Origin of the sequence: Streptomyces sp. NPDC056479 (assembly GCF_042795335.1) — a bacterium.
Classification (GTDB): Bacteria; Actinomycetota; Actinomycetes; order Streptomycetales; family Streptomycetaceae; genus Streptomyces.
Genome location: NZ_JBHTRZ010000008.1, coordinates 495,325 through 517,718 on the forward strand (window position 1 = coordinate 495,325; position 22,394 = coordinate 517,718).

Annotated in this window: 21 protein-coding genes, 1 pseudogene and 1 riboswitch; of the genes and pseudogenes, 6 read left to right on the forward strand and 16 right to left on the reverse strand. The window is 69.1% G+C overall.

Annotated elements, in window-relative coordinates:
* Positions 1 to 11: 11 nt before the first annotated feature.
* The 5 genes from ACFQ6S_RS31280 to ACFQ6S_RS31300 form a co-directional block, all read right to left on the reverse strand.
* The gene (locus ACFQ6S_RS31280; protein WP_383417113.1) at positions 12 to 1,205 is read right to left on the reverse strand and encodes a hypothetical protein; all 1,194 of its coding nucleotides are present in this window, start codon (positions 1,203 to 1,205) and stop codon (positions 12 to 14) included.
* A 32-nt stretch (positions 1,206 to 1,237) separates the two neighbouring features.
* Positions 1,238 to 2,260 carry an NlpC/P60 family protein gene (locus ACFQ6S_RS31285; RefSeq protein ID WP_383417115.1) on the reverse strand — a complete coding sequence of 341 codons (1,023 nt, stop codon included), beginning with the start codon at positions 2,258 to 2,260 and terminating at the stop codon, positions 1,238 to 1,240.
* Between the two features lie 229 nt (positions 2,261 to 2,489).
* Positions 2,490 to 3,521: an NlpC/P60 family protein gene (locus ACFQ6S_RS31290; protein WP_383417118.1), complete on the reverse strand. Its 1,032-nt coding sequence runs from the start codon at positions 3,519 to 3,521 to the stop codon at positions 2,490 to 2,492.
* A gap of 211 nt (positions 3,522 to 3,732) precedes the next feature.
* Positions 3,733 to 5,076, reverse strand: a complete 1,344-nt coding sequence (locus ACFQ6S_RS31295) for an NYN domain-containing protein (RefSeq protein WP_383417120.1) — start codon at positions 5,074 to 5,076, stop codon at positions 3,733 to 3,735.
* Between the two features lie 46 nt (positions 5,077 to 5,122).
* Entirely contained in the window at positions 5,123 to 5,362 is a 240-nt protein-coding gene (locus ACFQ6S_RS31300; RefSeq protein ID WP_383417122.1) for a hypothetical protein, read from the reverse strand.
* 163 nt (positions 5,363 to 5,525) lie between these two features.
* Here ACFQ6S_RS31300 and ACFQ6S_RS31305 point away from each other — a divergent pair, with 163 nt between their 5' ends.
* The 3 genes and pseudogenes from ACFQ6S_RS31305 to ACFQ6S_RS31315 all read left to right on the forward strand — a co-directional run.
* Complete coding sequence (locus ACFQ6S_RS31305; RefSeq protein ID WP_383417124.1) at positions 5,526 to 6,293, forward strand: rhomboid family intramembrane serine protease; 768 nt, start codon at positions 5,526 to 5,528, stop codon at positions 6,291 to 6,293.
* Positions 6,290 to 6,571, forward strand: a complete 282-nt coding sequence (locus tag ACFQ6S_RS31310; protein ID WP_328428302.1) for an Lrp/AsnC ligand binding domain-containing protein — start codon at positions 6,290 to 6,292, stop codon at positions 6,569 to 6,571. The genes ACFQ6S_RS31305 and ACFQ6S_RS31310 overlap by 4 nt, the downstream gene beginning before the upstream one ends.
* A 34-nt stretch (positions 6,572 to 6,605) precedes the next feature.
* Positions 6,606 to 7,145 (forward strand): annotated as a pseudogene (locus ACFQ6S_RS31315) (glycerate kinase); the annotation flags it as partial.
* Here ACFQ6S_RS31315 and ACFQ6S_RS31320 read toward each other — a convergent pair.
* From ACFQ6S_RS31320 to ACFQ6S_RS31345, 6 genes are all read right to left on the reverse strand, one after another.
* A complete protein-coding gene (locus tag ACFQ6S_RS31320; RefSeq protein ID WP_383417127.1) occupies positions 7,100 to 8,482 on the reverse strand; it encodes an aminotransferase class V-fold PLP-dependent enzyme in 1,383 nt (460 codons plus the stop codon). The pseudogene ACFQ6S_RS31315 and the gene ACFQ6S_RS31320 sit on opposite strands and share 46 nt — an antisense overlap.
* Before the next feature lie 144 nt (positions 8,483 to 8,626).
* Positions 8,627 to 8,743, reverse strand: a riboswitch (SAM riboswitch).
* Between the two features lie 71 nt (positions 8,744 to 8,814).
* The gene (gene trpD, locus ACFQ6S_RS31325) at positions 8,815 to 9,879 is read right to left on the reverse strand and encodes an anthranilate phosphoribosyltransferase (protein WP_383417130.1); all 1,065 of its coding nucleotides are present in this window, start codon (positions 9,877 to 9,879) and stop codon (positions 8,815 to 8,817) included.
* 135 nt (positions 9,880 to 10,014) lie between these two features.
* Positions 10,015 to 11,652, reverse strand: a complete 1,638-nt coding sequence (locus ACFQ6S_RS31330) for a cytochrome bc complex cytochrome b subunit (RefSeq protein WP_383417133.1) — start codon at positions 11,650 to 11,652, stop codon at positions 10,015 to 10,017.
* The gene (locus ACFQ6S_RS31335; RefSeq protein ID WP_383417136.1) at positions 11,649 to 12,698 is read right to left on the reverse strand and encodes a Rieske 2Fe-2S domain-containing protein; all 1,050 of its coding nucleotides are present in this window, start codon (positions 12,696 to 12,698) and stop codon (positions 11,649 to 11,651) included. Before ACFQ6S_RS31335 ends, ACFQ6S_RS31330 begins: the two co-directional genes overlap by 4 nt.
* Positions 12,695 to 13,507, reverse strand: coding sequence for a c-type cytochrome (locus tag ACFQ6S_RS31340; RefSeq protein WP_383417139.1), 813 nt, complete (start codon positions 13,505 to 13,507; stop codon positions 12,695 to 12,697). Before ACFQ6S_RS31340 ends, ACFQ6S_RS31335 begins: the two co-directional genes overlap by 4 nt.
* Positions 13,508 to 13,587: 80 nt before the next feature.
* On the reverse strand, positions 13,588 to 14,208 hold the full coding sequence (locus ACFQ6S_RS31345; RefSeq protein ID WP_383417141.1) for a heme-copper oxidase subunit III: 621 nt from the start codon (positions 14,206 to 14,208) through the stop codon (positions 13,588 to 13,590).
* A 145-nt stretch (positions 14,209 to 14,353) separates the two neighbouring features.
* On the opposite strand from ACFQ6S_RS31345, the gene ACFQ6S_RS31350 reads away from it, so the two are divergent.
* Positions 14,354 to 14,755, forward strand: a complete 402-nt coding sequence (locus tag ACFQ6S_RS31350) for a hypothetical protein (protein ID WP_383417144.1) — start codon at positions 14,354 to 14,356, stop codon at positions 14,753 to 14,755.
* An 18-nt stretch (positions 14,756 to 14,773) separates the two neighbouring features.
* Here ACFQ6S_RS31350 and ACFQ6S_RS31355 read toward each other — a convergent pair whose 3' ends face one another.
* The 4 genes from ACFQ6S_RS31355 to coxB form a co-directional block, all read right to left on the reverse strand.
* Positions 14,774 to 16,033, reverse strand: coding sequence for an Ig-like domain-containing protein (locus ACFQ6S_RS31355; protein ID WP_383417146.1), 1,260 nt, complete (start codon positions 16,031 to 16,033; stop codon positions 14,774 to 14,776).
* A 130-nt stretch (positions 16,034 to 16,163) separates the two neighbouring features.
* A complete protein-coding gene (locus ACFQ6S_RS31360) occupies positions 16,164 to 16,562 on the reverse strand; it encodes a cytochrome c oxidase subunit 4 (RefSeq protein WP_383417149.1) in 399 nt (132 codons plus the stop codon).
* Positions 16,559 to 18,295 carry a cytochrome c oxidase subunit I gene (gene ctaD, locus ACFQ6S_RS31365; protein ID WP_383417151.1) on the reverse strand — a complete coding sequence of 579 codons (1,737 nt, stop codon included), beginning with the start codon at positions 18,293 to 18,295 and terminating at the stop codon, positions 16,559 to 16,561. Before ctaD ends, ACFQ6S_RS31360 begins: the two co-directional genes overlap by 4 nt.
* The gene (coxB, locus tag ACFQ6S_RS31370) at positions 18,292 to 19,257 is read right to left on the reverse strand and encodes a cytochrome c oxidase subunit II (RefSeq protein ID WP_383417154.1); all 966 of its coding nucleotides are present in this window, start codon (positions 19,255 to 19,257) and stop codon (positions 18,292 to 18,294) included. Before coxB ends, ctaD begins: the two co-directional genes overlap by 4 nt.
* 253 nt (positions 19,258 to 19,510) lie before the next feature.
* Here coxB and ACFQ6S_RS31375 point away from each other — a divergent pair, with 253 nt between their 5' ends.
* Entirely contained in the window at positions 19,511 to 20,887 is a 1,377-nt protein-coding gene (locus ACFQ6S_RS31375) for a cysteine desulfurase/sulfurtransferase TusA family protein (protein WP_383417157.1), read from the forward strand.
* Positions 20,888 to 20,919: 32 nt separating this feature from the next.
* On the opposite strand, the gene ACFQ6S_RS31380 is transcribed toward ACFQ6S_RS31375, so the two are convergent.
* Positions 20,920 to 21,894 carry a carbohydrate kinase family protein gene (locus tag ACFQ6S_RS31380; protein ID WP_383417160.1) on the reverse strand — a complete coding sequence of 325 codons (975 nt, stop codon included), beginning with the start codon at positions 21,892 to 21,894 and terminating at the stop codon, positions 20,920 to 20,922.
* A gap of 131 nt (positions 21,895 to 22,025) precedes the next feature.
* Here ACFQ6S_RS31380 and ACFQ6S_RS31385 point away from each other — a divergent pair, with 131 nt between their 5' ends.
* Positions 22,026 to 22,235: a hypothetical protein gene (locus tag ACFQ6S_RS31385; protein WP_383417163.1), complete on the forward strand. Its 210-nt coding sequence runs from the start codon at positions 22,026 to 22,028 to the stop codon at positions 22,233 to 22,235.
* Positions 22,236 to 22,394: the final 159 nt, after the last annotated feature.

Below are 22,394 nucleotides of genomic sequence, written 5' to 3' on the forward strand. Positions count from 1 at the left end.
GCACGGCCGGATCAGCCGAGCTGCGCCGGCAGATACTCCCGCCACTCCCGCGTGAACTCCTCCAGCGAAGTCCCCAGTACGTCCTTCAGCGCGGCCTCGACCGCGCCCGCCCGGCGGTCATGGGCACCCACGGCGCGGTAGAACTCGGCGAGTCTGACCTCGCCCCAGCGGTTCGCGATCATGCGGCAGGCCATCCAGCCGCCCTCGTAGGCCTGGGCCAGCCTGGTCGCGTCGCCCCCGAAGCCGAAGTCCGGGTCGGTCGGGAGGCTCTCGGGTGTGCGGCCTTCCGCCACCGCGCGGCGCAGTTCGGGGGCCGCCTCGGAGGGCGAGCGGCCGCTGCCGAGGTAGCCGATCCAGTCGGCGTAGCCCTCGGAGAGCCACAGCGGGGTGGCGGGGGTGGTGTGGGCGCGGGTGGCGACGTGGGTGGTCTCGTGGGTGAGGACGACCTGCTTGCCGGTGGCGCCGAGGACGCCGTACGCGTCGGGGTTGAGGATGATCCGGTCCGCCGGGGCGCCCGCGGAGGCGCCGGTCTCGCCGGTGGTGACCGCGGCGATCCCGCGGTAGGAGGACGCGGGCGCGCCGAGCAGCGCCGCCATGGCGGTCAGCGACCTCGGTACGAGGACGACGACATGCCGGGCCCAGTTCGGGCCCCAGGCCTGGGCCACGGCCGGCACCGCGTGGTCGGCCAGCTCCGCGAACGACCGCAGCCGGGCGGTGGTCTGCCCGACGCCCAGGACGAGGCTGGCGTCGCCGCGCAGGACGTTCACCTCGCCCTGGTCCCACAGCTGCTCGGCGGAGCCCTTCGCGGGCCGCTCCGACTCGACGTACCAGCGGCCGGCCGCGTCCAGCCCCAGGCTCAGGGTGCGGCCGGCCCGGACGGGGGCCCGGTCGTAGCCCTGGACGCGATAGCGGAGCTCGGCGCCGGCGACGGCGGTGTCGCCGGTGCGGCGCAGGCCGGTCAGCCGGTACGACCAGTCGGCCAGGGGTACCGCGCGCAGATTGTCGAACCGGTCCCGCGCGCCCGTGCGCAGGTACGCCGTCTCGTCGTGGTCGAGAATCGCGCCGGCCCGCCGGTCGAGCAGGCTCTGCACATCGGCCTTGGCGCTGTCGGTCGTGGTCCGCCCGCCGCAGCCCACCAGAGGGATGAGAAGCAGACAGAGCGCCACGACGACTCGCGTTCCCGACGCCCGCCTTCGACCAGCCACTTCCCGATCGTACGGCGGCGGGGGCGCGAAGGTCAGACCCTGGTGACCGTCGCCCCGGGGATCATGCCCACCGGGTCGTAGCGCACGGGTGCGCCGGGGTAGGGCGCGTGGATCACCTGGCCGTTGCCCATGTACATCCCGACATGGCTGGCGTCGGAACGGTAGGTGACGACGTCGCCGGGCTGGGCCTCGGAGAGCGGGACCTGCCGCCCGGCGTACCGCTGGCCCTGCGAGGTGCGCGGCAGGGAGACGCCGGCCTGGGCGTACGACCACTGGATCAGGCCCGAACAGTCGAAGCCGGAGGGCCCGTTGGCACCCCAGATGTACGGCCGGCCCAGCGCGGACTGGGCGGCGGCGACGGCGGCCGCCGCGCGGCCCGAGGCCGGCAGGGCTCCCCCGAAGCCGTCGAAGCCCGGCATGCCGGCGCGACCGGAGCGGGAGGCGCGTTCGTAGGCCGCGCGGTCGCCGGCGGTGAGGGAGTTGAGGAGTCTGCGGGCCTCGGCGAGCTTGCGTTCGACGGTCCGCTTGTGGGCGGCGACGGCCTTGCGGCTCTTCTCCAGCTCGAGGAGTTTGCCGGTCGCCTCGCTGCGCTCCTGGGCGAGTTCGCGCATGGCGCCCTGGAGCTTTCTGAGCTGGCCAGCCTGGTGCGCGCTGATCCGGGCGAGCGCGGCGGCCCTGTCGAGGTAGTCCTCGGGGTCGTCGGAGAGCAGCAGCGCGAGGGAGGGGTCGAGGCCGCCGGAACGGTACTGGGCGCCGGCCAGCGAACCGAGCACGTCCCGCATGGAGTTGATGTGCTCCTGCTGGCGGGCGATCCGGTCCTGCGCCCGGCCCACCTGCTCATGGAGCTTCTCGGCGCGCTCGTCCGCCTGGTTGTAGGCCTCGGTGGCCTTCTCGGCCTCCTCGTAGAGGCGGTCCACCTTGGCGCGGGTGTCGTCCTGTGGCGCGGCCGTGGCCGGAGTGACCCCGAGGGCCGCGGCGGCGGCCGACATGACGCAGAGCGCTGCGTTGGCGCCCCGGTCGAACCCGGGCGATGCAAGGCGACGATGGGACCCCACGGGAAGCCGCTCTCCTTCCGCTGGCGGACAGGACCATTTCCCCGGCGTCGGGGAAACGCGGCAGACAGTAGCTCCGTGCGGGGGCGGCGACCAACGACCGCGCCGGACACGCAAAGTGACGCCCCGCCTCTGACGCAGGTCATCGGCGGGGCGTGGGGTCAGTCGGCGATGCCGGAATTCGCTCGTTCGGGCGGCACTCTGTGTTGATCTTGCAGGCGCTGGGCCGGGATCAGATGCGGACGCCGAACTGGAACGGCATGTTGTTGATCGACTCGTAGCGGACGACCGTGCCGCTGCGCGGGGCGTGGATGACCTGGCCGTTGCCGGCATAGAGGCCGACGTGGTGCAGGTCGCCGTAGAAGATGACCAGGTCGCCGACCTTGAGTTCGCTCATCGAGAGGTGCGTCCCGGCCCCGGCCTGGGCCTGCGAGGTGCGGGGGATGCCGACGCCGGCCTGGGCGTAGGCCCAGGAGGTCAGGCCCGAGCAGTCGTAGGAGGCGGTGCCGGTGGCGCCGTAGACGTACGGCTTGCCGAGCTGGCTCTGGGCGGCCTGGAAGGCGGCCATGGCACGGCCGGAGGCGGACCCGGTGTTCCCGAGGTCGACGCGGTCGGCGGCGGAGCGGCTGGCGCGGTCCTCCTGGGCGGCGAGGGCGGCCTTCTCGGCGGCCGTCAGGCTGTTGAGGAGCTTCTGCGCCTCGGCGAGCTTGCCCTGGACTTCCTTCTTCTTCTTGCCCAGTTCGGTGCGGGTGGAGGAGAGGTCCTTGAGCTTCTCGGCGGCCTCGGCGCGCTGCTGGGCGAGCTCGCGCTGCTTCTCCTGGACCTTCTTCAGCGACTCGACCTGCTGAGCGCTCAGCTGGTCCATCGTGGACGCCTTGTCCAGGTAGTCGTCCGGGTCGGACGACAGGAACAGCTGGATCGAGGAGTCGATGCTGCCCGTGCGGTACTGGGAGGCGGCCGCGAGGCCCATCGAGTCACGCAGCTCGTTCAGGTCTTCCTGACCGCGGGCCACGTTGTCCTGGATGGTGGAGATCTCCTTCTGGAGCTTCTCCTGCTTCTCCTTGGCCCCGTTGTACTTCTCGGTGGCCTGCTCGGCCTGCTCGTAGAGCTTGTCGACCTTGGCCTTGACCTCGTCCTTGCTCGGCTTCTCGCTGGGGGCCGCGTTGGCCGCCTGCGAACTGATGGCCACGGCAGCAGCCGCCGCGGTGGTGAGCACGGTCACGCGTGCTCGGCTCGGCTGCTTGGGTCGACGGTGGGAAGCCACTGAGGTGAAACCCTTCTTGTGAGTGATCACCCGCTCGGAGGTTCGACGCCAGACCCTAGTGACCCTCTTGTGATCAGATCAAATCCTCACAGGAAAAATCTCGTCACACACATCATTCTTTACACACAACTCACATGGTGTGATGCGCGGTTGACGCTACGTTGCGTGACGGTCCCACCAATTCGGGCATTGCGTCCGTACGTTGGCCGATTCAGGACAGTCGCTTCAGAAGCACCGCAGAAGCCACCGGTCGCGCGCCGGCGCGTGCCACCCCGTCGGCGACCTCGCGGTCGGTGGAGGCGACGATGACCGGACGGCCCGGCGGCTCGGCGCGCACCAGCTGGCGGATCAACTCGTCCGCGGTCACGCCGGGCTTGGAGAACAGCACCCGCACCCCGCGCGGCGGAGCCAGCAGCACCGGCGCGGCCAGCTCGGCCCCGTCGAAGACACAGGTCACCTCGGCGCCGGTCTGCGCGGCGAGCTGGGAGAGCTGACCGAGGAGCCGGAGGCGCTGCTTCTCCAGCGGCATCTGGGGATAGCCGGTCTTGGTGACGTTGTAGCCGTCGACCACCAAGTGCGCCTGCGGCAGGGCGAGGAGCTGGTCGAGGATCGCGGGGTCGTTCTCGGACAGGGCCCGGGCGGCGATGTCCTTCGGGGTCATTCGTCCCGGTTCGACCGCGTCCACGGTCTCGGCGGGCCGTACGGAGACCGGCGGCAACGCCAGTTCCCGGCGCAGCCCTTGAGCGGCGTCCAGCAGGGTGTCGAGGAGCAGCCGTACGCGCATGTCCTCGACGCTGCGCCCCTCGCGTGCCGCTCTGCGCGTGGCCTCCAGGGCCGACTCGGCCTCTCCGAGCCGCGCCTTGAGCCGACGGGTCTCACTCTCGGCCGAGGAGACCTGCGCGTGCCCCTCGGCGCGCACGGCCTCGATCTCGCCCTGGATCTTGCGCAGGGCGGCGTCGCCGCGCTTGACGTCACTGAGGGCGGAGCGCAGCTTGCGGTGAAGCGATTCGGCTTCCTTCTTCGCCGCGTCCAGCTCGGCGCGCAGCCGCTCGTTCTCGTGCCGGGTGTGCTCGCGGGCCTGGGCGAGCTCCTCGCGCAGCCGGTCCAGCTCGGCCCGGGTCTCCTCGTCGGCGCGCTCGGCGTCCGCGCGCTGGGCCTCCTCGCCGGCCGCGGTGACCAGCTTGACCCAGCCGGTGGGCCGCAGAACATAGGCCGCGGCCGCCACGTCGAGCGGGTCCGCGGCCGGGGGCGCCGAGCCTGTGTCGAGGGCGCCGGTGAGCTCCGGCTGGGCCTCTCTGAGCTTCTCGCCGATGCGCTGGCGGAACAGCGGATCGGTCTCCAGCGCGGCGGCCATCGCGTTGCCGGCGAACTTGGCCCGCCGGTTCGGTGCGAATCTGGCGTACTGCCGAAGCTGCGCGGGCAGTTCGCCGACGGTCAGCCCGCCGAAGCCGTCGGACACGATCTGTACGACCTTGCGTCGCACACCGTCGGGCAGCGGACGGTCGAGCACCTCGGCGGCGCCGTCGCCCGGCCCCCCGCCTTGTGTCTCCACCATCCGTCACACCCCACTATCTGTGCGGGGCCCTCCCGGACCCCCGTCGTCAGGAGCCGGCGCCCGGCCTGTCCACGAGTTCCACCTTGTCGACCGCGTTGCACCAGCGGCAGCGCACCGATTCGATCGTCTCACTGAGCACCTCACGCTCCTCGACCTTCGGCTCACCGGCCAGATCGAGGTGCATGTACTCCACGACCTTGGACGAGCGCGTCACGTCGAAACGCGTGAGGTTGCCGCAGAGGGTGCAGCGCCACCGCGTCGTGGCGGTCGGCAGGGGAACCGTCATCGTGACTGCGCTCTTTTCTTCCAGGCCTTCTATTGTCCGTGACGCGTCGTGCTCGGTGCGTGTGGCTCGTAACCCTACGGCCTGGCGGGTACTCGTCGCCCGTCCGTACCAGGCGGCGAGGCGCTCTGTGCGGCTGCGTCCCGTTACGTCATGCTCTGTATTCATGATCGGCAACTGGAGCGTGGCGCGTTTCGGAGCTCGGTTCGGCAGGGCGGGCCGATCGGTCCGTTCCGCCTTCGGCTCCTCCGCGCCGGTGACCTACGGGCTGATCGCCCTGTGCTGCCTGTTGTTCCTGGTGGGACCGGCGGCGGGGCTCAATCCGGTGTACGGCTCGGGCGAGGGACTGCTGACGGCGCAGCGGGCCTACTTCCACCACTGGGGCGTGGTGCCCGCGGAGCTGTTCGAGGGCTCGCCCCGGGCCGCCCTCACTCCCGCGACGGCCCTCTTCGTGCACGGCAGCTGGGTGCACCTGCTCGGCAACATGCTCTTCCTCTTTGTGTTCGGCGTGATGACCGAGGAACGGATGGGCCGCATCCAGTTCACTCTCTTCTACCTGGGCTGCGGCTATCTGGCCCTGCTGGGCTATGCCGCCGCCAACGACGACTCCACCCAGTCCCTGGTCGGCGCGTCGGGCGCGATCTCGGCCGTCCTCGGCGCTCTCCTGTTCCTCTTCCCCGGAGCGCGGGTGACAAGCCTGCTGCCGTTCCTGCTGTTCCTGCCGCTGCGCTTCCCTGCCTGGGTGGTACTGCCCTTCTGGGTGGCCCTCCAGTGGGTGGCCGCGGGTCGGGCGGCCCAGGGCCCGGGGGTGGCGTATCTGGCGCATCTGGTGGGCTTCGGGCTGGGCTTCGGCTACGCGTGGGCCCGGTTCGGGCGGCCGACTAGAGTGAAGGCCGCCCCAGCTCCGGCCCCCGAGGGAGAGAACCAGCCGTGATCACCGCGATCGTCCTGATCAAGACCAGCGTGGACCGGATCCCCGAGATCGCGGAGCGGATCGCTTCGCTGGAGAGCGTGACCGAGGTCTTCTCCGTCACCGGCACCTACGACCTGATCGCGATGGTGCGGGTGAAGGAGCACGAGGACCTGGCCGAGGTCATCCCCGGGCGGATCAGCAAGATCCCCGGCGTCGAGGGGACGGACACGCACGTGGCGTTCCGTACGTACTCCCAGCACGACATCGAGGCCGCTTTCGCCATCGGCCTGGACAGCTGAGGGTCCCGCGCTCACGCTCACTCGGATGAAGAGCGCACAGGTCGAGCATCTGTCGGCCGGCCTGGAGAACTGGGCGGACGTCCTCACCCGCGACCTCGGCGCTGCGGGCACCGTCTTGCACCTCGGCCCCGGCACCGGAGCCTCCGGCGGTCTGGGCGCGGGCCTCGCCGCCCTGGGCGCCCGCCTCCTCCCCCGCTTCGACGTCCTCCTGGACCACCTCGACCTCGACACCCGCCTCGCCCGCGCCGACCTGGTCGTCACCGCCGAAGGCGCCCTGGACCACCAGACGCCCAAGGGCAAGGTCCCGGCCGAGGTGGCCCGCCGGGCCAAGCTGTACGGCCGCCCGGTGCTCGTGCTGGCGGGCACGCTGGGCGAGGGCGCGCACGAGGTGCCCGGGGTCGACGCGTTCAGCGGCATCCTGCCGGCGCCGATGGCCCTGGCGGAGGCCCTGGTGCGGGCCTCCGAACTCCTCACGGACGCGACCGAACGCGCCCTGCGGATGATCCTGCTGGGCGCCCGGCTACCGGCTCACGCGGAGGTGTCCGGGACGCAACGGCCGTCCTCGGTGCGGTAGTTCCAGCGGGCGCCGTCCGTGACGAGCTCCCTCACGGCGTTCACGAACCGCTCGACGTGCTCGTCGGGCGTACCGGCCCCGAAGCTCACCCGGATCGCGTTGAGGGACTTCTCGCCCGGAGCGGCCTCGGGCGCACCGCACTCGCCCTGGGCCTGCGGGTCGCTGCCCAGCAGCGTCCGCACCAGCGGGTGGGCGCAGAACAGCCCGTCCCGCACCCCGATGCCGTACTCGGCGGAGAGGGCGGCGGCGAAGTGGGAGCTGTTCCAGCCCTCGACGACGAAGGAGATGACGCCGACGCGGGGGGCGTCGTCGCCGAAGAGCGAGAGGACCCGGACCTCGGGAACCTCGGCGAGGCCCGCACGCACCTTCTCGATCAGGTGCTGCTCACGGGCGACGAGTGTGTCGAAGCCGGCCTCGGTGAGGGCCTTGCAGGCGGAGGCGATGGAGTAGGCGCCGATGACGTTCGGGGAGCCGGCCTCGTGACGGGCGGCGCTCTCGTGCCAGTCGACGTCCACTCCCCCGTCCGCACGCCGGGTGACCTTGCGGCTGGCGCCGCCGCCCGCGAGGTACGGCTCGGCCTCGCGCAGCCAGTCGGCGCGGCCGGCGAGGACGCCGGAGCCGAAGGGGGCGTACAGCTTGTGCCCGGAGAAGGCGATCCAGTCGACGTCCAGATCACGGACGCTCACCGGGTGGTGCGGGGCGAGCTGGGCGGCGTCGAGCACGATCCGGGCGCCGTGGGCGTGGGCGGCGGCCGCCAGCTCCCGCACGGGCCACAGCTCGCCGGTGACGTTCGAGGCGCCGGTGACACAGACCAGGGCCGGGCCGTGGCCCCCTTCAATCGACACAGTACGGTCGGCGAGGGCGCGCTCCAGGGTCTCGACGGCCTGGCGGGGGGTGCGGGGCGCGTTGAGGTAGGTGACACGGGCGTCCCGCCAGGGCAGCAGGGAGGCGTGGTGCTCGGTCTCGAAGACGAAGACCTGGCAGTCGGCGGGAAGGGCGGCGGCCAGGAGGTTGAGCGAGTCGGTGGTGGACCGGGTGAAGACCAGCTGGTCGTCGGCTCGGCAGTCCAGGAACTCGACGACGGTCCTGCGGGCGTTCTCGAACAGGTCGGTGGAGAGCTGCGAGAGGTACCCGGCACCGCGGTGGACGCTGCCGTAGTACGGCGCGTAGGCGGCGACGTCGTCCCAGACGCGCTGGAGGGCGGGGGCGCTGGCGGCGTAGTCGAGCGCGGCATAGCTGACCTCGCCGCCCGTGACGAGCGGGACGGTGACATCACGGCCCAGAACGGGCAGCGGGGCACAAACGGACTGAACGGTGGCAGCGGTGGAGACAGACATGGCGAACTCCCGTGAGCGGCATGCGAGTTGAGGGCATGCGGAGAAGAGAAAAAGGGTGTGCGGAGGCGGGGCTCAGCGGCCCTATCGCATTCGCTTGCTCACGGAAGACTCCCTCGAACGACCAGGACCCCTGGTTTCGAGAGGGGCCCGCGCTTGCCGTAGACCTCGCTGCCTACGGCCTGGTCTTCACCCGGGGCACCCCGCCACGGACGGAGGGTTGCCGGACAGTCGGCCGGGGCCTCATGACTGTCACTCATGACCTGGTACAGGAACGTACGTGAAATGATCGTCGTCCCGCAACCCGTGTCCGGATCGCGGGACGACCTCACTGCCTAGCTGTTGCTCGCGGCGACCCAGCGGTCGAGCGTCCGCTTCGCCGCTCCCGAATCGATCGCCTCCGCCGCCTTCGCCATGCCGGCGCGGATCTGTTCCGTCAGCGGCCCGTCGCCCGGCTCCAGCGCCACCAGCGCCGCCGCCGCGTTCAGCAGTACGGCGTCCCGCACCGGCCCCGTCTCGCCATCCAGCAGGCGCCGGGCGACCTCGGCGTTGTAGGACGCGTCGGCACCGCGCAGCGCCTCCACCGGCACCAGTTCGATGCCGACGTCGCGCGGGTCGAAGGTCTCCTCGGTCACCTTGCCGTCGCGTACGACCCACACCCGGGAGGTGGCCGTGGTGGTGAGCTCGTCGAGGCCGTCGTCACCGCGGAACACCAGCGAGGAGTTGCCGCGCTCGGCGAAGACGCCCGCGACGATCGGTGCCATGCGCGGGTCCGCCACGCCGACCGCCTGCGCCTTCACCTTCGCCGGGTTGGTCAGCGGACCGAGCACGTTGAAGGTCGTCCGGATGCCCAACTGGCCGCGGGCCGCGGCCACATGCCGCAGCGACGGATGGAACTTCACCGCGAAGCAGAAGGTGATCCCGGCCTGCTCGGCGACCTCGGCCACCCGCCCGACCGGCAGTTCCAGATTGACGCCGAGCTTCTCCAGCACGTCCGAGGCACCCGACGCCGACGAGGCCGCCCGGTTGCCGTGCTTGACGACCTTCGCGCCCGTGCCGGCGATGACGATCGCCGACATGGTGGAGATGTTGACGGTCTTCGCGCCGTCGCCGCCGGTGCCGACGATGTCGACGGTCCGCCCCGGCACCTCGATCACGTTCGCGTGCTCGTACATCGTCCGGACGAGCCCGGTGATCTCCTGAACCGTCTCGCCCTTGGCGCGCAGTGCCACGACGAAGCCGGCGATCTGCGCGTCCGTCGCCTCGCCGCGCATGATCAGGTCCATCGCCCACGCGGTGTCGTCGGCGGCCAGGTCGGAGCCGTTCAGCAGACCGTTCAGCAGCAGGGGCCAGGAGCGGGCCGCCGCGGTGTCGCCTCCGGCGGGGGTCACAGCGCTCATAAGCCGCTCCAGGGTCAGATGTCCCGCACTGCGGGACATGAGTCTCAACGAGGTCCACCCTATCCAGCCGCGGGGCACGGCGAAGGGCCCCGTCCGTACAACGGACGGGGCCCTCAACCGTGGCGTGGCAGGCGATCAGTGGTGGCCGTGGCCGCTCGTGATCTCCTTGTACTCCTCGACGGTCGGCTTGGGGATCTGGCCGTCCTCGCTGAAGTACGACTTGCTGAGCTTGGCGCGCAGCTTCTCGGAGCCCTTCACCTTGCGCTCGACGCCGTTCTCGTCGACCGTCGGGCCGATCTCGGCCGGCTGGTACTGCTCGTGCGCGGTGAGCGTGTACAGCGCGTCCTGGCTGAGCGGCTCGTGGACCTCGATGAACTCACCGTGCGGCAGGCGCTTGATGATGCCGGACTCACGGCCGTGCAGCACCTTGTCCTTGTCCCGGCGCTGCAGGCCGAGGCAGATCCGCTTGGTGACGATGAACGCGATGACCGGTCCGGCGAAGAACCCGATCCGGACGAACCAGGTGACCGCGTTGATCGACAGGTGGAAGTGGGTGGCCCACAGGTCGTTGCCACCGCCGACCAGGCCGATCATGTACACCGTGACCCAGGCGACGCCGAACGCGGTACGCGTCGGGGCGTTGCGCGGGCGGTCCAGGATGTGGTGCTCGCGCTTGTCGCCGGTGACCCAGGACTCGATGAACGGGTAGACCGCGATCGCCATCAGCACCAGGCCGAAGAGCACCAGCGGGATGAACACGCCCAGGACGAGCGTGTGACCCCAGAAGTTGACCTCCCAGCCCGGCATGTACCGGACCAGACCCTCGGCGAAGCCCATGTACCAGTCGGGCTGGGCGCCCGTGGACACCTGGTCCGGCCGGTAGGGGCCCATGGCCCAGATCGGGTTGATCTGCGCGATCGCCGCGATCACCGCGATGACACCGAAGACCAGGAAGAAGAAGCCTCCGGCCTTGGCCATGTAGACCGGCAGCAGCGGCATGCCGACGACGTTCTTGTTGGTCTTTCCGGGGCCCGCGAACTGCGTGTGCTTGTGGTAGAAGACCAGGATCAGGTGGCCGACCACCAGGCCGAGCATGATGCCCGGCAGCAGCAGGATGTGGATCGAGTAGAAGCGGGCCACGAAGTCGACGCCCGGGAACTCGCCGCCGAAGAGGAAGAACGAGATGTACGTGCCGACGATCGGCATGGACAGGATCGCGCCCTCGGTGAAGCGGACACCGGTGCCGGAGAGCAGGTCGTCCGGGAGCGAGTAGCCGGTGAACCCGGTGAACATGCCCAGGACGAACAGCAGGAAGCCGAACAGCCAGTTGATCTCACGCGGCTTGCGGAACGCGCCCGTGAAGAACACACGCATCATGTGCACGAACATGCCGGCGAGGAAGATCAGCGCCGCCCAGTGGTGGATCTGCCGGACGAGCAGACCGCCGCGCACGTCGAAGGAGATGTGCAGCGTCGAGCTGAACGCCTCCGACATCAGCTGTCCCTGCAGCGGGACGTAGCTGCCGTGGTACTCCACCTCGTTCATCGACGGGTGGAAGAACAGCGTCAGATACACACCCGTGAGGATGATGATGATGAAGCTGTAGAGGCAGACCTCACCCAACATGAACGACCAGTGGTCGGGGAAGATCTTGCGCATGTTGGTCTTGGCCAGGGAGTAGATCCCCAGCCGGCCGTCCGCCCAGTCGGCGACGCGCTCGCCGGCCGGTGCCTTCCCGCGCGAGCGGGACTCGGTGGTCTCAGTGGTGCTCATCCGCGCTCCCAGAATGCAGGACCGACGGGCTCATCGAAGTCGCCGAGCGCCTCGAGGTAGCCCTCGTCGTTCACGCCGATGCGCAGCTGCGGCAGGGCGTGCCCGGCCGGGCCGAAGATCACTCGGGCACCGTCGGCGAGGTCGAAGGTGGACTGGTGGCAGGGGCAGAGCACGTGGTGCGTCTGCTGCTCGTACAGGGAGATCGGGCAACCGACGTGGGTGCAGATCTTCGAGTACGCGACGATGCCCTGGTAGGACCAGTCGAGCTCTTGCTTGTCCTTGATGTCGTCGGGCTGGAGCCGGACGATCATCAGGGCGGCCTTGGCGATCTCGTTCTGGAAGTCGTGGTCGTGCTCCTCGAGGCCCTCCGGCTTGGCGAAGGTGAGGGAGCCGACCGCGACGTCCGAGGGACGCAGCGGCTCGTTGGTGTTCATGTTGACGAGCAGCTTGCCCTTGGACCACAGCGTGTGGCGCAGCTTGGTCCCGGGCAGCGGGCCGAGGTCACGCAGCAGGACGACGCCGGAGAGCGGGAACAGGGCCAGCGCGCCGAACATCGTGTTGCGGATCAGCTTGCGGCGACCCAGCGCGGACTCCTTGGCGCCCTGCTTGAAGTCGGCCATGACCTTGGCCTTGACCTCGGGCTCCGCCGCGATCGCGTGCCGGTCGTCCGCGACCTCCGCGTCGGACATCAGGGTGCGGGCCCAGTGGACCGCGCCCGCGCCGATGCAGAACAGCGCCGCGCCGAGGGTCAGACCCAGCGCGAAGTTCAGCGCGTTGAGGTGACCGATCGGGAAGACGAAGATCGACTTGTCGTGCGGGATCGCGACGTACGAGGCGATGAAGCCGACGGTGGCCAGCATCGACAGGGTGAACAGCATGGCCACCGTGCGCTCGGACCGCCGGGCGGCCCGCTCGTCGATGTCCTGGACCCGGTGCTCGTGGGGCGGCAGGCCGGGGTCCGCGAAGGGGTGCTTCTCGTCGGCGACCGCTACGCGGGCGTCCTGCTCAGCGGGCAGGTTCTCTTCTGGAATGTCTTGGCTACTCATGACTTCTTGGCCTTTGCGGTCCGAGCGGCGACCCAGATGGCGACCGCGATCAGGGCGCCGAGACCGAAGACCCAGGAGAAGAGGCCCTCAGTGACCGGCCCGAGGCCGCCCAGCTCCAGACCACCCGGGTTGACCGTCTCGTCACTGTTGACCGCATGCAGGTACGCGATGATGTCCTTCTTGTTCTGCTCCGACAGCGTGGTGTCGGGGAAGGACGGCATGTTCTGCGGGCCGGTCTGCATGGCCTCGTAGATGTGCTTGGGGTCGACACCCTCGAGACTCGGTGCGTACTTGCCCTTCGTCAGCGCGCCGCCCTTGCCGGTGAAGTTGTGGCACTGGGCGCAGTTGTTGCGGAAGAGCTCGCCGCCCTTACCGATGTCCGCTCCCTCGGGGCCGTACTGCTCCTCGGTCGGGACGGTCGGGCCGGCGCCCAGCGAGGCGATGTACGCCGCGAGCTGGTCGATCTCGGCCTGGGAGTAGATGTTCTTCTTCGCCGGGACCTGGGCGCCCTGGGAGGTGGCGGCAGGCATGCGGCCCGTCGAGACCTGGAAGTCGACGGCGGCGGCGCCGACGCCTACCAGGCTCGGACCGTCAGAGGTGCCCTGACCATCGGTTCCGTGGCAGCTGGCGCAGCCGACGGTGTAGAGCTTCTTGCCCTCCTCGATGGTGAGGGACTGGGCGGATTCCTCGGCCTGCGCCTTGTCCGCGGGAGCGAACACGGCGTACAGCCCCCCCGTGCACGCCAGCGCGAGGAGTAGGACGACGACCGCCGCCAGCGGATGGCGTCGTCGTGCGGAGAGCTTTTTCACGGATTACCCCGGTGTCAGGATCTTCTGCGTCGATGCTTCTGGTAAGTGCGTTTGTTGAACGCGCGCGGGATCGGGCCCGACTACTTGATCATGTAGATCGTGGCGAAGAGGCCGATCCAGACGACATCGACAAAGTGCCAGTAGTAGGACACGACGATCGCGGCGGTCGCCTGCTCGTGCGTGAACCTCTTCGCCGCATAGGTACGCCCGAGGACGAAGAGGAAGGCGATCAGACCGCCCGTCACATGCAGGCCATGGAAGCCGGTGGTCAGGTAGAACACCGAGCCGTACGGGTCGGAGGAGAGCGAGAGCCCGTCCTTCTTGACCAGCTCGGTGTACTCGTACACCTGACCGCCGATGAAGATCGAACCCATGATGAAGGTGACGATGAACCAGCCCCGGAGCTTCTTCACGTCACCGCGCTCGGCGGCGAAGACGCCGAGCTGGCATGTGAGTGAGGAGAGCACCAGGATCGTGGTGTTCGTCGCCGAGAACGGGAAGTTCAAGGCCTCGGCCTTCTCACTCCAGAACTCGGGGCCCGTCACCGATCGCAGGGTGAAGTACATCGCGAAGAGGGCCGCGAAGAACATCAGCTCGGAACTCAACCAGATGATGGTTCCGACGCTGGTGAGGTTCGGCCGGTTGACCGACGGGTGCGCGTGCCCGGTTTCTACTGTCGTTGCTGTCGCCACGACCGACATTATGTCGGTCGCTTATCCCGCCCTCACTCCGGGGGGTGCCGTTCGGAGTGTCTTGCCCGTTCAAACCGGTGTTGACGTGGTGTTCAAGGGAGTAGCATCCGGCCCAACGGGCCTGTCCTTACGACGCTGACGTCACGGAGGAACAATGCAGCCGACCGCCACGGTGCTGGTCTACAGCGACGACTCCAACACCCGCGAGCAGGTGAGGTTGGCCACCGGGCGCCGGCCTGCTCCGGACGTGCCTGTGGTGGAGTTCGTGGAGTGCGCGACGCCTGCCGCTGTCATCAAGGAGCTGGACAGGGGCGGGATCGACGTCTGTGTGCTGGACGGTGAGGCCGTGCCCATGGGGGGCATGGGGGTCTGCCGGCAGATCAAGGACGAGGTGTTCAACTGCCCGCCGGTGCTGCTGCTCATCGGGCGGCCGCAGGATGCGTGGCTGGCCACCTGGAGCCGGGCCGAGGCGGCTGTGACGCTGCCTGTGGAGCCCGTGGAGTTCGCTCAGGCGCTGGCCTCCCTGCTGCGGACGAAGAGGCTCCAGAGCGCCTAGGGCGCCGCCCTGGGGCGTTCAGACGTTCTGCGGCCTGAGCCTTGCGCGTTCCGCCGGGCTCGGGGCGTCGGGGGTCCCGGCCACCAGGGCGCTGCCGTCACGCCACTTCGTCCAGTCGAGGTTCCAGTCGCCGAAGCCGTTGCCGAACGGTTCCATCGTGTTGCCGTACGAGTTGACGACCTTGACGATGTCGCCCTCGCGGACGTTGTCGAAGAACCACTCGGCGTTGGCGGTGCTCATGCCGGTGCAGCCGTGGCTGACGTTGGCGGAACCCTGGGAGCCGACCGACCAGGGGGCCGCGTGGACGTATTCGCCGCTCCAGGTCACCCGGGTGGCGTAGTAGACCGGCAGGTCGTACGACTCGGAGGAGCCCTCGGCTATGCCGATGCTCGTGCCGCGCATGCGTACGAAGTACTCCTTGCCGAGCACGACCTTGACGCCGTTGCGGGTCTCGAAGCCCGCCTTGCCGGTCGTGACCGGGACGGACTTGACCTCCTCGCCGTTGCGGTAGAGCGTCAGCTGGTGGGTCGAGGCGTCCGTGACGGCGATGACCTGGTCGCCGATGGTGATCCTCAAGGGCTTGGCCCTGCCGCCCCAGAGGCGGTCGCTGACCTTGATGCCCTCCAGGTCGCTGCGGGCCTGAATGGTCGCCCCGGCGGGCCAGTACTCCTTGGGGCGGTAGTGGAGTTCCTTGTCGCCCACCCAGTGCCAGGCGCCGTCCACGGCCGGGATGGAGTCGACCCTGAGGGCCCGCTCGACGATGGCGCGCTGGTTCTTGTCCTTGACCGGTCGGCTCAGTTCGGCCGTGATGGGCTGGCCGACGCCGTACTTGCCCGCCTTGGGGCCGAACTTCACCGTCAGGTGCTTCTTGGACGTGGGCTTGCTGGTGTCGAAGGTGAGGACCTTGCGGCCGGGGGCCCCGTCCTCGTCCTCGGTGCTCACGCGCACCGTGTAACGGGCGTTGGCGGCGAGCGGAGAGGTGCTGTGCCACCGGGTGCCGTCGGCGGAGAGTTCGCCCGCGACATGGCGTCCTGCGGCGTCCTTGGCGGTGACGTCCGTGATCCGGCCGTCGGAGTTCGCCGCGGTGACCTCCAGGGGCTTGTCGGGGTCGGCCTTCTCGCCATCGCCCGGGCCGTTGAAGGCGATCTGGCCCGCCGCGTCGTACGGCTCGGCGGACAGCGGGTTGCCGTCGCTGCTGCAGCCGGCGGCGCTCGCGCCGAGCGCGATCAGCAGCAGCGTGCAGCCTATGACGGTGCTCGTGGGCGTTGTTTTGCTCATGGCTTCACGCTAGGAAGCAGCGTCAATGGCGGCGCGCCGAGTGACTCGTACGGGTGACATCGATTGCTGCAAACGAAGGAGCCCGGACCCTCCTGGCGGAGTGTCCGGGCCCCTTTGAGCTCAGCTCGTGCTACTGGGTGCGGTTCTCACCGCGGTAGTACTCGAAGACCCAGCCCCAGATGCCGACCAGGATCACCGGGATGGAGAAGTACATCAGCCACCAGCCGATCGCGATCGACAGGAAGGCGAGGGCGCCTCCGATCCCGAGGGAGAGCGGCTGCCAGCTGTGCGGGCTGAAGAACCCGACCTCGCCGGCGTCGTCCGCGACGTCCGCTTCCTTGTTGTCCTGCGCGCCCGCGTCGACCCGCCGGGCGGTGAAGCCCAGGTAGAAGCCGATCATGACGCACAGAGCGAAGGCCAGGAAGAGGGCCGTGGTACCGGCCGGCTCCTTCGACCAGACGCCGTAGACAACCGCCATGGCGAGGACGAAGACGCCCAGCCACATGAACATCCTGCCCTGGATCTTCACTTGCCGGCCTCCTTGCCACCAGCGAGGGCCTTGTCACCGTGAGGGGCGTTCTCGAGCTGGTCGAGCGCGGCGATCTCAGGGTGGTGCAGGTCGAACGCCGGGGATTCGGAACGGATCCGCGGCAGCGTGAGGAAGTTGTGCCGCGGCGGCGGGCAGGACGTCGCCCACTCCAGCGAGCGGCCGTAGCCCCACGGGTCGTCGACCTCGATCTTCTTGCCGTACTTGGCGGTCTTCCACACGTTGTAGAAGAACGGCAGCAGCGACGCGCCGAGCACGAACGAGCTGATCGTCGAGATCGTGTTCAGGGCGGTGAAGCCGTCGGCCGCGAGGTAGTCGGCGTAACGACGCGGCATGCCCTCGGCACCCAGCCAGTGCTGGACCAGGAAGGTGCCGTGGAAGCCGACGAACAGCGTCCAGAACGTCATCTTGCCGAGCCGCTCGTCGAGCATCTTGCCGGTGAACTTCGGCCACCAGAAGTGGAAGCCGGCGAACATCGCGAACACGACCGTGCCGAAGACGACGTAGTGGAAGTGCGCCACCACGAAGTACGAGTCGGACACGTGGAAGTCCATCGGCGGCGAGGCCAGGATGACACCCGTCAGACCACCGAAGGTGAACGTGATGAGGAAGCCGACCGCCCAGAGCATCGGTGTCTCGAAGGACAACGAGCCCTTCCACATCGTTCCGATCCAGTTGAAGAACTTCACGCCCGTTGGTACGGCGATGAGGAACGTCATGAAGGAGAAGAACGGTAGGAGGACGCCGCCGGTGACGTACATGTGGTGGGCCCACACGGTCACGGACAGGCCCGCGATGGCGATGGTCGCCGCGATCAGACCCATGTAGCCGAACATCGGCTTGCGGGAGAAGACCGGGATGACCTCACTGATGATGCCGAAGAACGGCAACGCGATGATGTACACCTCTGGATGCCCGAAGAACCAGAACAGGTGTTGCCATAGCAACGCCCCTCCGTTCGCGGCATCGAAGACATGGGCGCCGAACTTGCGGTCCGCCTCCAGCGCGAAGAGCGCCGCCGCGAGGACGGGGAAGGCGAGCAGGACCAGCACCGCGGTCAGCAGCACGTTCCACACGAAGATCGGCATGCGGAACATGGTCATGCCGGGGGCGCGCATGCAGATGATGGTGGTGATGAAGTTGACCGAGCCGAGGATGGTGCCGAAGCCGGAGAAGGCCAGGCCCATGATCCACAGGTCGGCGCCGACGCCCGGGCTGCGGACCGCGTCCGACAGCGGGCTGTAGGCGAACCAGCCGAAGTCGGCCGCGCCGTCCGGGGTGAGGAAGCCACCGACCGCGATGAGCGAGCCGAACAGGTAGAGCCAGTAGGCGAACATGTTCAGCCGGGGGAAGGCCACGTCCGGCGCGCCGATCTGCAGCGGCATGATCCAGTTCGTGAAGCCGGCGAACAGCGGCGTCGCGAACATCAACAGCATGATCGTGCCGTGCATCGTGAACGCCTGGTTGAACTGCTCGTTCGACATGATCTGAAGACCGGGCCGGGCGAGCTCGGCGCGCATCAGCAGCGCCATCACACCACCGATCACGAAGAACGCGAACGAGGTGACGAGGTACAGCGTTCCGATCGTCTTGTGGTCGGTGGTGGTGAGCCACTTGACCACGACGTTGCCGGGTTGCCTGCGCCGGACCGGCAGCTCGTTCTCGTACGAGTCCTCAGCTGCCGCGGCACCCTGGGGTTCGTTGAGGATGCTCACAGGTTTGTCGTCTCCCGGTTCTTCTCGTGGCTCGTCTGCGCGATGCCGGCGGGAACGTAACCGGTCTGCCCCTTCTTGGCGAGGTCCTTGAGGTGCTGCTCGTACCGCTCGGGGGAGACGACCTTCACGTTGAACAGCATCCGGGAGTGGTCGACGCCGCACAGCTCGGCGCACTTGCCCAGGAAGGTGCCCTCCTTGTTGGGGGTCACCTCGAAGGCGTTGGTGTGGCCCGGAATGACGTCCTGCTTCATCAGGAACGGCACCACCCAGAAGGAGTGGATGACGTCACGCGAGGTGAGGACGAAGCGGACCGTCTTGCCCTTGGGCAGCCACAGGGTGGGGCCCGGGTTGCCCGTCTGCGGGTTCCGGGTGCCCGGGGTGCCGCAGTCGTAGACACCGCCGGCGTTCGCCGGGAAGTCTTCCTTGAACCGGTTCGGGATCGCGGCCAGTTCCTTGGACGTCTTGGCGTCGCCGGTGGAACCTTCGACATCCGCGATCATGTTGAAGCACCAGCTCCACTGGAAGCCGACGACGTTGACGGTGACGTCGGGCTTGTCCTTGAGGCTGAGGATCTTCGACTCGTCGCGGGCCGTGAAGTAGAACAGGACCGAGACGATGATGAGCGGGACCACCGTGTACAGCGCCTCGATCGGCATGTTGTACCGGGTCTGCGGAGGTACCTCGACCTTGGTGCGGCTGCGCCGGTGGAACATGGCGCTCCACAGGATCAGACCCCACACCAGCACGCCGACGGCGAGCGCAGCCGCCCAGGAACCCTGCCAGAGGGAGAGGATCCGCGGAGCCTCTTCCGTGGTCGGGGTGGGCATACCAAGGCGAGGGAAGTCTTCCCAGTTGTACGAGCAACCGGTCGCTGTCGCCAGGACCAGGCCCGCGGTCATGCCTTGCAGCAGCTTCCGCCGCATCGGGCGCCGCGGCGAGCGGTCGGAGCCGTTGGGACTCACGTAGCGCCTTCCCGAGAGTCTCGCCCGCGCGGATCGGCTGCGGCCTGGCCTTCTCGCTGGTCGGTCGCCGCCCTGCGTCGGGCAGGGGTTTGGATGTTTATGCGGACCAAACCCTAGCCGACGCTCTCGGAGGGTTCGCGGGGAGGGGGGCCTACTGGAGTGGGGGGTTCGCTTGATTGGCGGCTGCGGGTTGTTCGCGGCCGGCCGCGCCCCTGAGGGGCGCCCCTGTTGCCGGACGTTCTAGCGTTGCTGTGTGGCCTACTTCGATGCTGCTTCCAGTGCTCCCCTTCACCCTGTCGCTCGGCAGGCGCTTCTGGCCTCCCTTGATGAGGGGTGGGCCGATCCCGCACGTCTGTATCGGGAAGGACGGCGGGCGCGGATGCTGTTGGACGCGGCTCGGGAGGCCGCTGCCGAGGCCGTAGGGTGCCGGGCCGACGAGTTGGTGTTCAGCTCATCGGGGGCGAAAGCCGTCCACTCGGGTGTCGCCGGGGTGTTGGCCGGGCGGCGGCGGGTCGGGCGTCACCTGATTGTGTCTGCCGTCGAACACTCCTCTGTGCTCCATGCGGCTGACGCACACGAGGCCGACGGGGGTTCGGTCACTCAGGTGGCGGTGGGCCGGAGCGGGGCGGTGGGCGTGGAGGCGTACGGGGAGACCCTGCGTCCGGACACCGCGCTCGCGTGTCTTCAGTCGGCCAACCACGAGGTGGGGACCGAGCAGCCGGTGGCGGAAGTGGCAGGCGTGTGCCGGGAGGCCGGGGTGCCGTTGCTGGTGGACGCGGCGCAGTCGCTCGGGTGGGGGCGGGTCGACGGGGACTGGTCGGTGTTGACCGGGAGTGCCCACAAGTGGGGTGGTCCCTCGGGGGTCGGGCTGCTCGTCGTGCGCAAGGGGGTGCGGTTCGCCGCGCAAGGGCCCTCGGACGAACGGGAGTCGGGGCGGGCCGCCGGGTTCGAGAACATCCCGGCGATCGTCGCCGCGGCGGCCTCGCTGCGGGCCGCACAGGCCGAGGCGGCCCAAGAGGCCGTACGACTGCGGGAGCTGACGGAGCGGATCCGGGCGCGGGTGCCGCAGCTGGTGCCGGACGTGGAGGTGGTCGGCGATCCGGTGCGCCGGCTCCCCGGCATCGTCACCTTCTCCTGTCTCTATGTCGACGGGGAGACATTGCTGCACGAGCTGGATCGTGCGGGGTTCTCGGTTTCGTCCGGTTCATCCTGTACGAGCAGCACGCTGACGCCCAGCCATGTGCTGAAGGCGATGGGAGTGCTGAGCGAGGGGAACGTGCGGGTGTCCCTCCCCTTCGGGACGGCGGCGGAGGACGTCGAACGGTTCCTTGAGGTGCTGCCGGGGGCGGTGGCCGGGGTGCGGGAGAAGCTGGGCGCGCCCGTCACCGAGACGGTCGTACGGGACGACGTACTGGTCGTGGACTCCCTCGGCAAGCTGTGCCCGCTCCCCGTCATCGAGCTCGCCAAGGTCATCGGCGAGGTGCCGGTCGGCGGCCTGGTCCGCGTGCTCGCCGACGACGAGGCCGCCCGACTGGACATCCCGGCGTGGTGCGAGATGCGGGGCCAGGAGTACGTGGGCGAGGAACCGGCGGAGCGGGGGACCGCGTACATCGTGCGCCGGGCCAGCTGAACGCCCCTTCTCAGGGGCGTTCAGCCGACGACTCAGCCGAGGTGCGCCCGGACCTCCTCGCCCGCGTCATGCCCGTACGCCTTGGTGAACCTGTCCATGAAGTGCGCGCGCCGTAGCTGGTACTCCTGCGTGCCGACCGTCTCGATGACGAGCGTCGCCAGCATGCAGCCGACCTGCGCGGCCCGCTCCAGGGAGACGCCCCAGGCCAGCCCGGACAGGAACCCGGCGCGGAAGGCGTCGCCGACACCGGTCGGGTCGGCCTTGCGCTCCTCCTCGGCGCAGCCGACCTCGATCGGGTCCTCGCCCTGGCGCTCGATGCGTACGCCCCGTGAGCCGAGGGTGGTGACCCGGTGGCCGACCTTGGCCAGGATCTCCTCGTCCGTCCAGCCGGTCTTGGACTCGATGAGCCCCTTCTCGTACTCGTTCGAGAAGAGGTAGGTCGCCCCGTCCAGCAGTATCCGGATCTCGTCGCCGTTCATCCGGGCGATCTGCTGGGAGAAGTCGGCCGCGAAGGGGATCGCGCGCGAGCGGCACTCCTCGGTGTGGCGGAGCATGCCCTCGGGGTCGTCGGCGCCGATGAGGACCAGGTCGAGGCCGCCCACGCGGTCCGCGACGGTCTTCAGCTCGATCAGCCGGGCCTCGCTCATCGCGCCCGTGTAGAAGGAGCCGATCTGGTTGTGGTCGGCGTCGGTGGTGCAGACGAAGCGGGCGGTGTGCAGGGTCTCGGAGATACGGACCGAGCCGGTGTCGACGCCGTGCCGGTCCAGCCAGGCCCGGTACTCGTCGAAGTCGGCACCGGCGGCGCCGACCAGGATCGGGTTCGTGCCCAGCTGGCCCATGCCGAAGGCGATGTTCGCGCCTACGCCGCCCCGGCGTACGTCCAGGTTGTCGACCAGGAAGGAGAGCGAGACCGTGTGCAGCTGGTCCGCGACGAGCTGGTCGGCGAAGCGGCCGGGGAAGGTCATCAGGTGGTCGGTGGCGATGGAGCCGGTGACTGCGATGCGCACGGCGTGGAGTCTCCTGTGGGGAGGTGGGATTGACATTCCACGCTACCGTTCGTGACCGTGACGCAGAAGCAGCCAAAACTACCCGATAGTAGATCTTTCTTCGCGGGCTCGAGCGTGCATACGGTGCGGCTATGACGAAATTCGAGGTCCGCGCCCCCGCCCCGGCCGACCTGGAGGTCGACCTGGCGTCACTGCTGGGTGACTGTGCGCGGATGGCTCCGCACTGGGCCGTTCCCGACCGTGTTCTTTCCCGTCCGGTCTCCCCGTCACGCATTCACGGGGTGAGCGTGCCGCCGAGGTCGGCGCGACTGCTGGACGCGATGTCCGACTACGGGGACTGATCGGGCGGGGCCGATCGGGCGACCGGTCGGCATTTGGCGGCCGAATCGGCGCGGTTCGGCCGCTTCGGCGCGAGTTCAGGGAACCGTGCGCTCCCCCGCTGCGTCCCATCGCTGTCCCCCGTAAAGGGGATGCGGGATACGACCCGATGGACCGACCTT

What these genes read in the sequence shown, in the direction of transcription:
- ACFQ6S_RS31335 (WP_383417136.1), bottom strand. Translation starts at nt 12,698, where the DNA reads ATGAGTAGCCAAGACATTCCAGAAGAGAACCTGCCCGCTGAGCAGGAC.
- ACFQ6S_RS31305 (WP_383417124.1), top strand. Translation starts at nt 5,526, where the DNA reads ATGATCGGCAACTGGAGCGTGGCGCGTTTCGGAGCTCGGTTCGGCAGG.
- ACFQ6S_RS31330 (WP_383417133.1), bottom strand. Translation starts at nt 11,652, where the DNA reads ATGAGCACCACTGAGACCACCGAGTCCCGCTCGCGCGGGAAGGCACCG.
- ACFQ6S_RS31300 (WP_383417122.1), bottom strand. Translation starts at nt 5,362, where the DNA reads ATGACGGTTCCCCTGCCGACCGCCACGACGCGGTGGCGCTGCACCCTC.
- ACFQ6S_RS31295 (WP_383417120.1), bottom strand. Translation starts at nt 5,076, where the DNA reads ATGGTGGAGACACAAGGCGGGGGGCCGGGCGACGGCGCCGCCGAGGTG.
- ACFQ6S_RS31350 (WP_383417144.1), top strand. Translation starts at nt 14,354, where the DNA reads ATGCAGCCGACCGCCACGGTGCTGGTCTACAGCGACGACTCCAACACC.
- ACFQ6S_RS31345 (WP_383417141.1), bottom strand. Translation starts at nt 14,208, where the DNA reads ATGTCGGTCGTGGCGACAGCAACGACAGTAGAAACCGGGCACGCGCAC.
- ACFQ6S_RS31320 (WP_383417127.1), bottom strand. Translation starts at nt 8,482, where the DNA reads ATGTCTGTCTCCACCGCTGCCACCGTTCAGTCCGTTTGTGCCCCGCTG.
- ACFQ6S_RS31355 (WP_383417146.1), bottom strand. Translation starts at nt 16,033, where the DNA reads ATGAGCAAAACAACGCCCACGAGCACCGTCATAGGCTGCACGCTGCTG.
- ACFQ6S_RS31385 (WP_383417163.1), top strand. Translation starts at nt 22,026, where the DNA reads ATGACGAAATTCGAGGTCCGCGCCCCCGCCCCGGCCGACCTGGAGGTC.
- trpD (WP_383417130.1), bottom strand. Translation starts at nt 9,879, where the DNA reads ATGAGCGCTGTGACCCCCGCCGGAGGCGACACCGCGGCGGCCCGCTCC.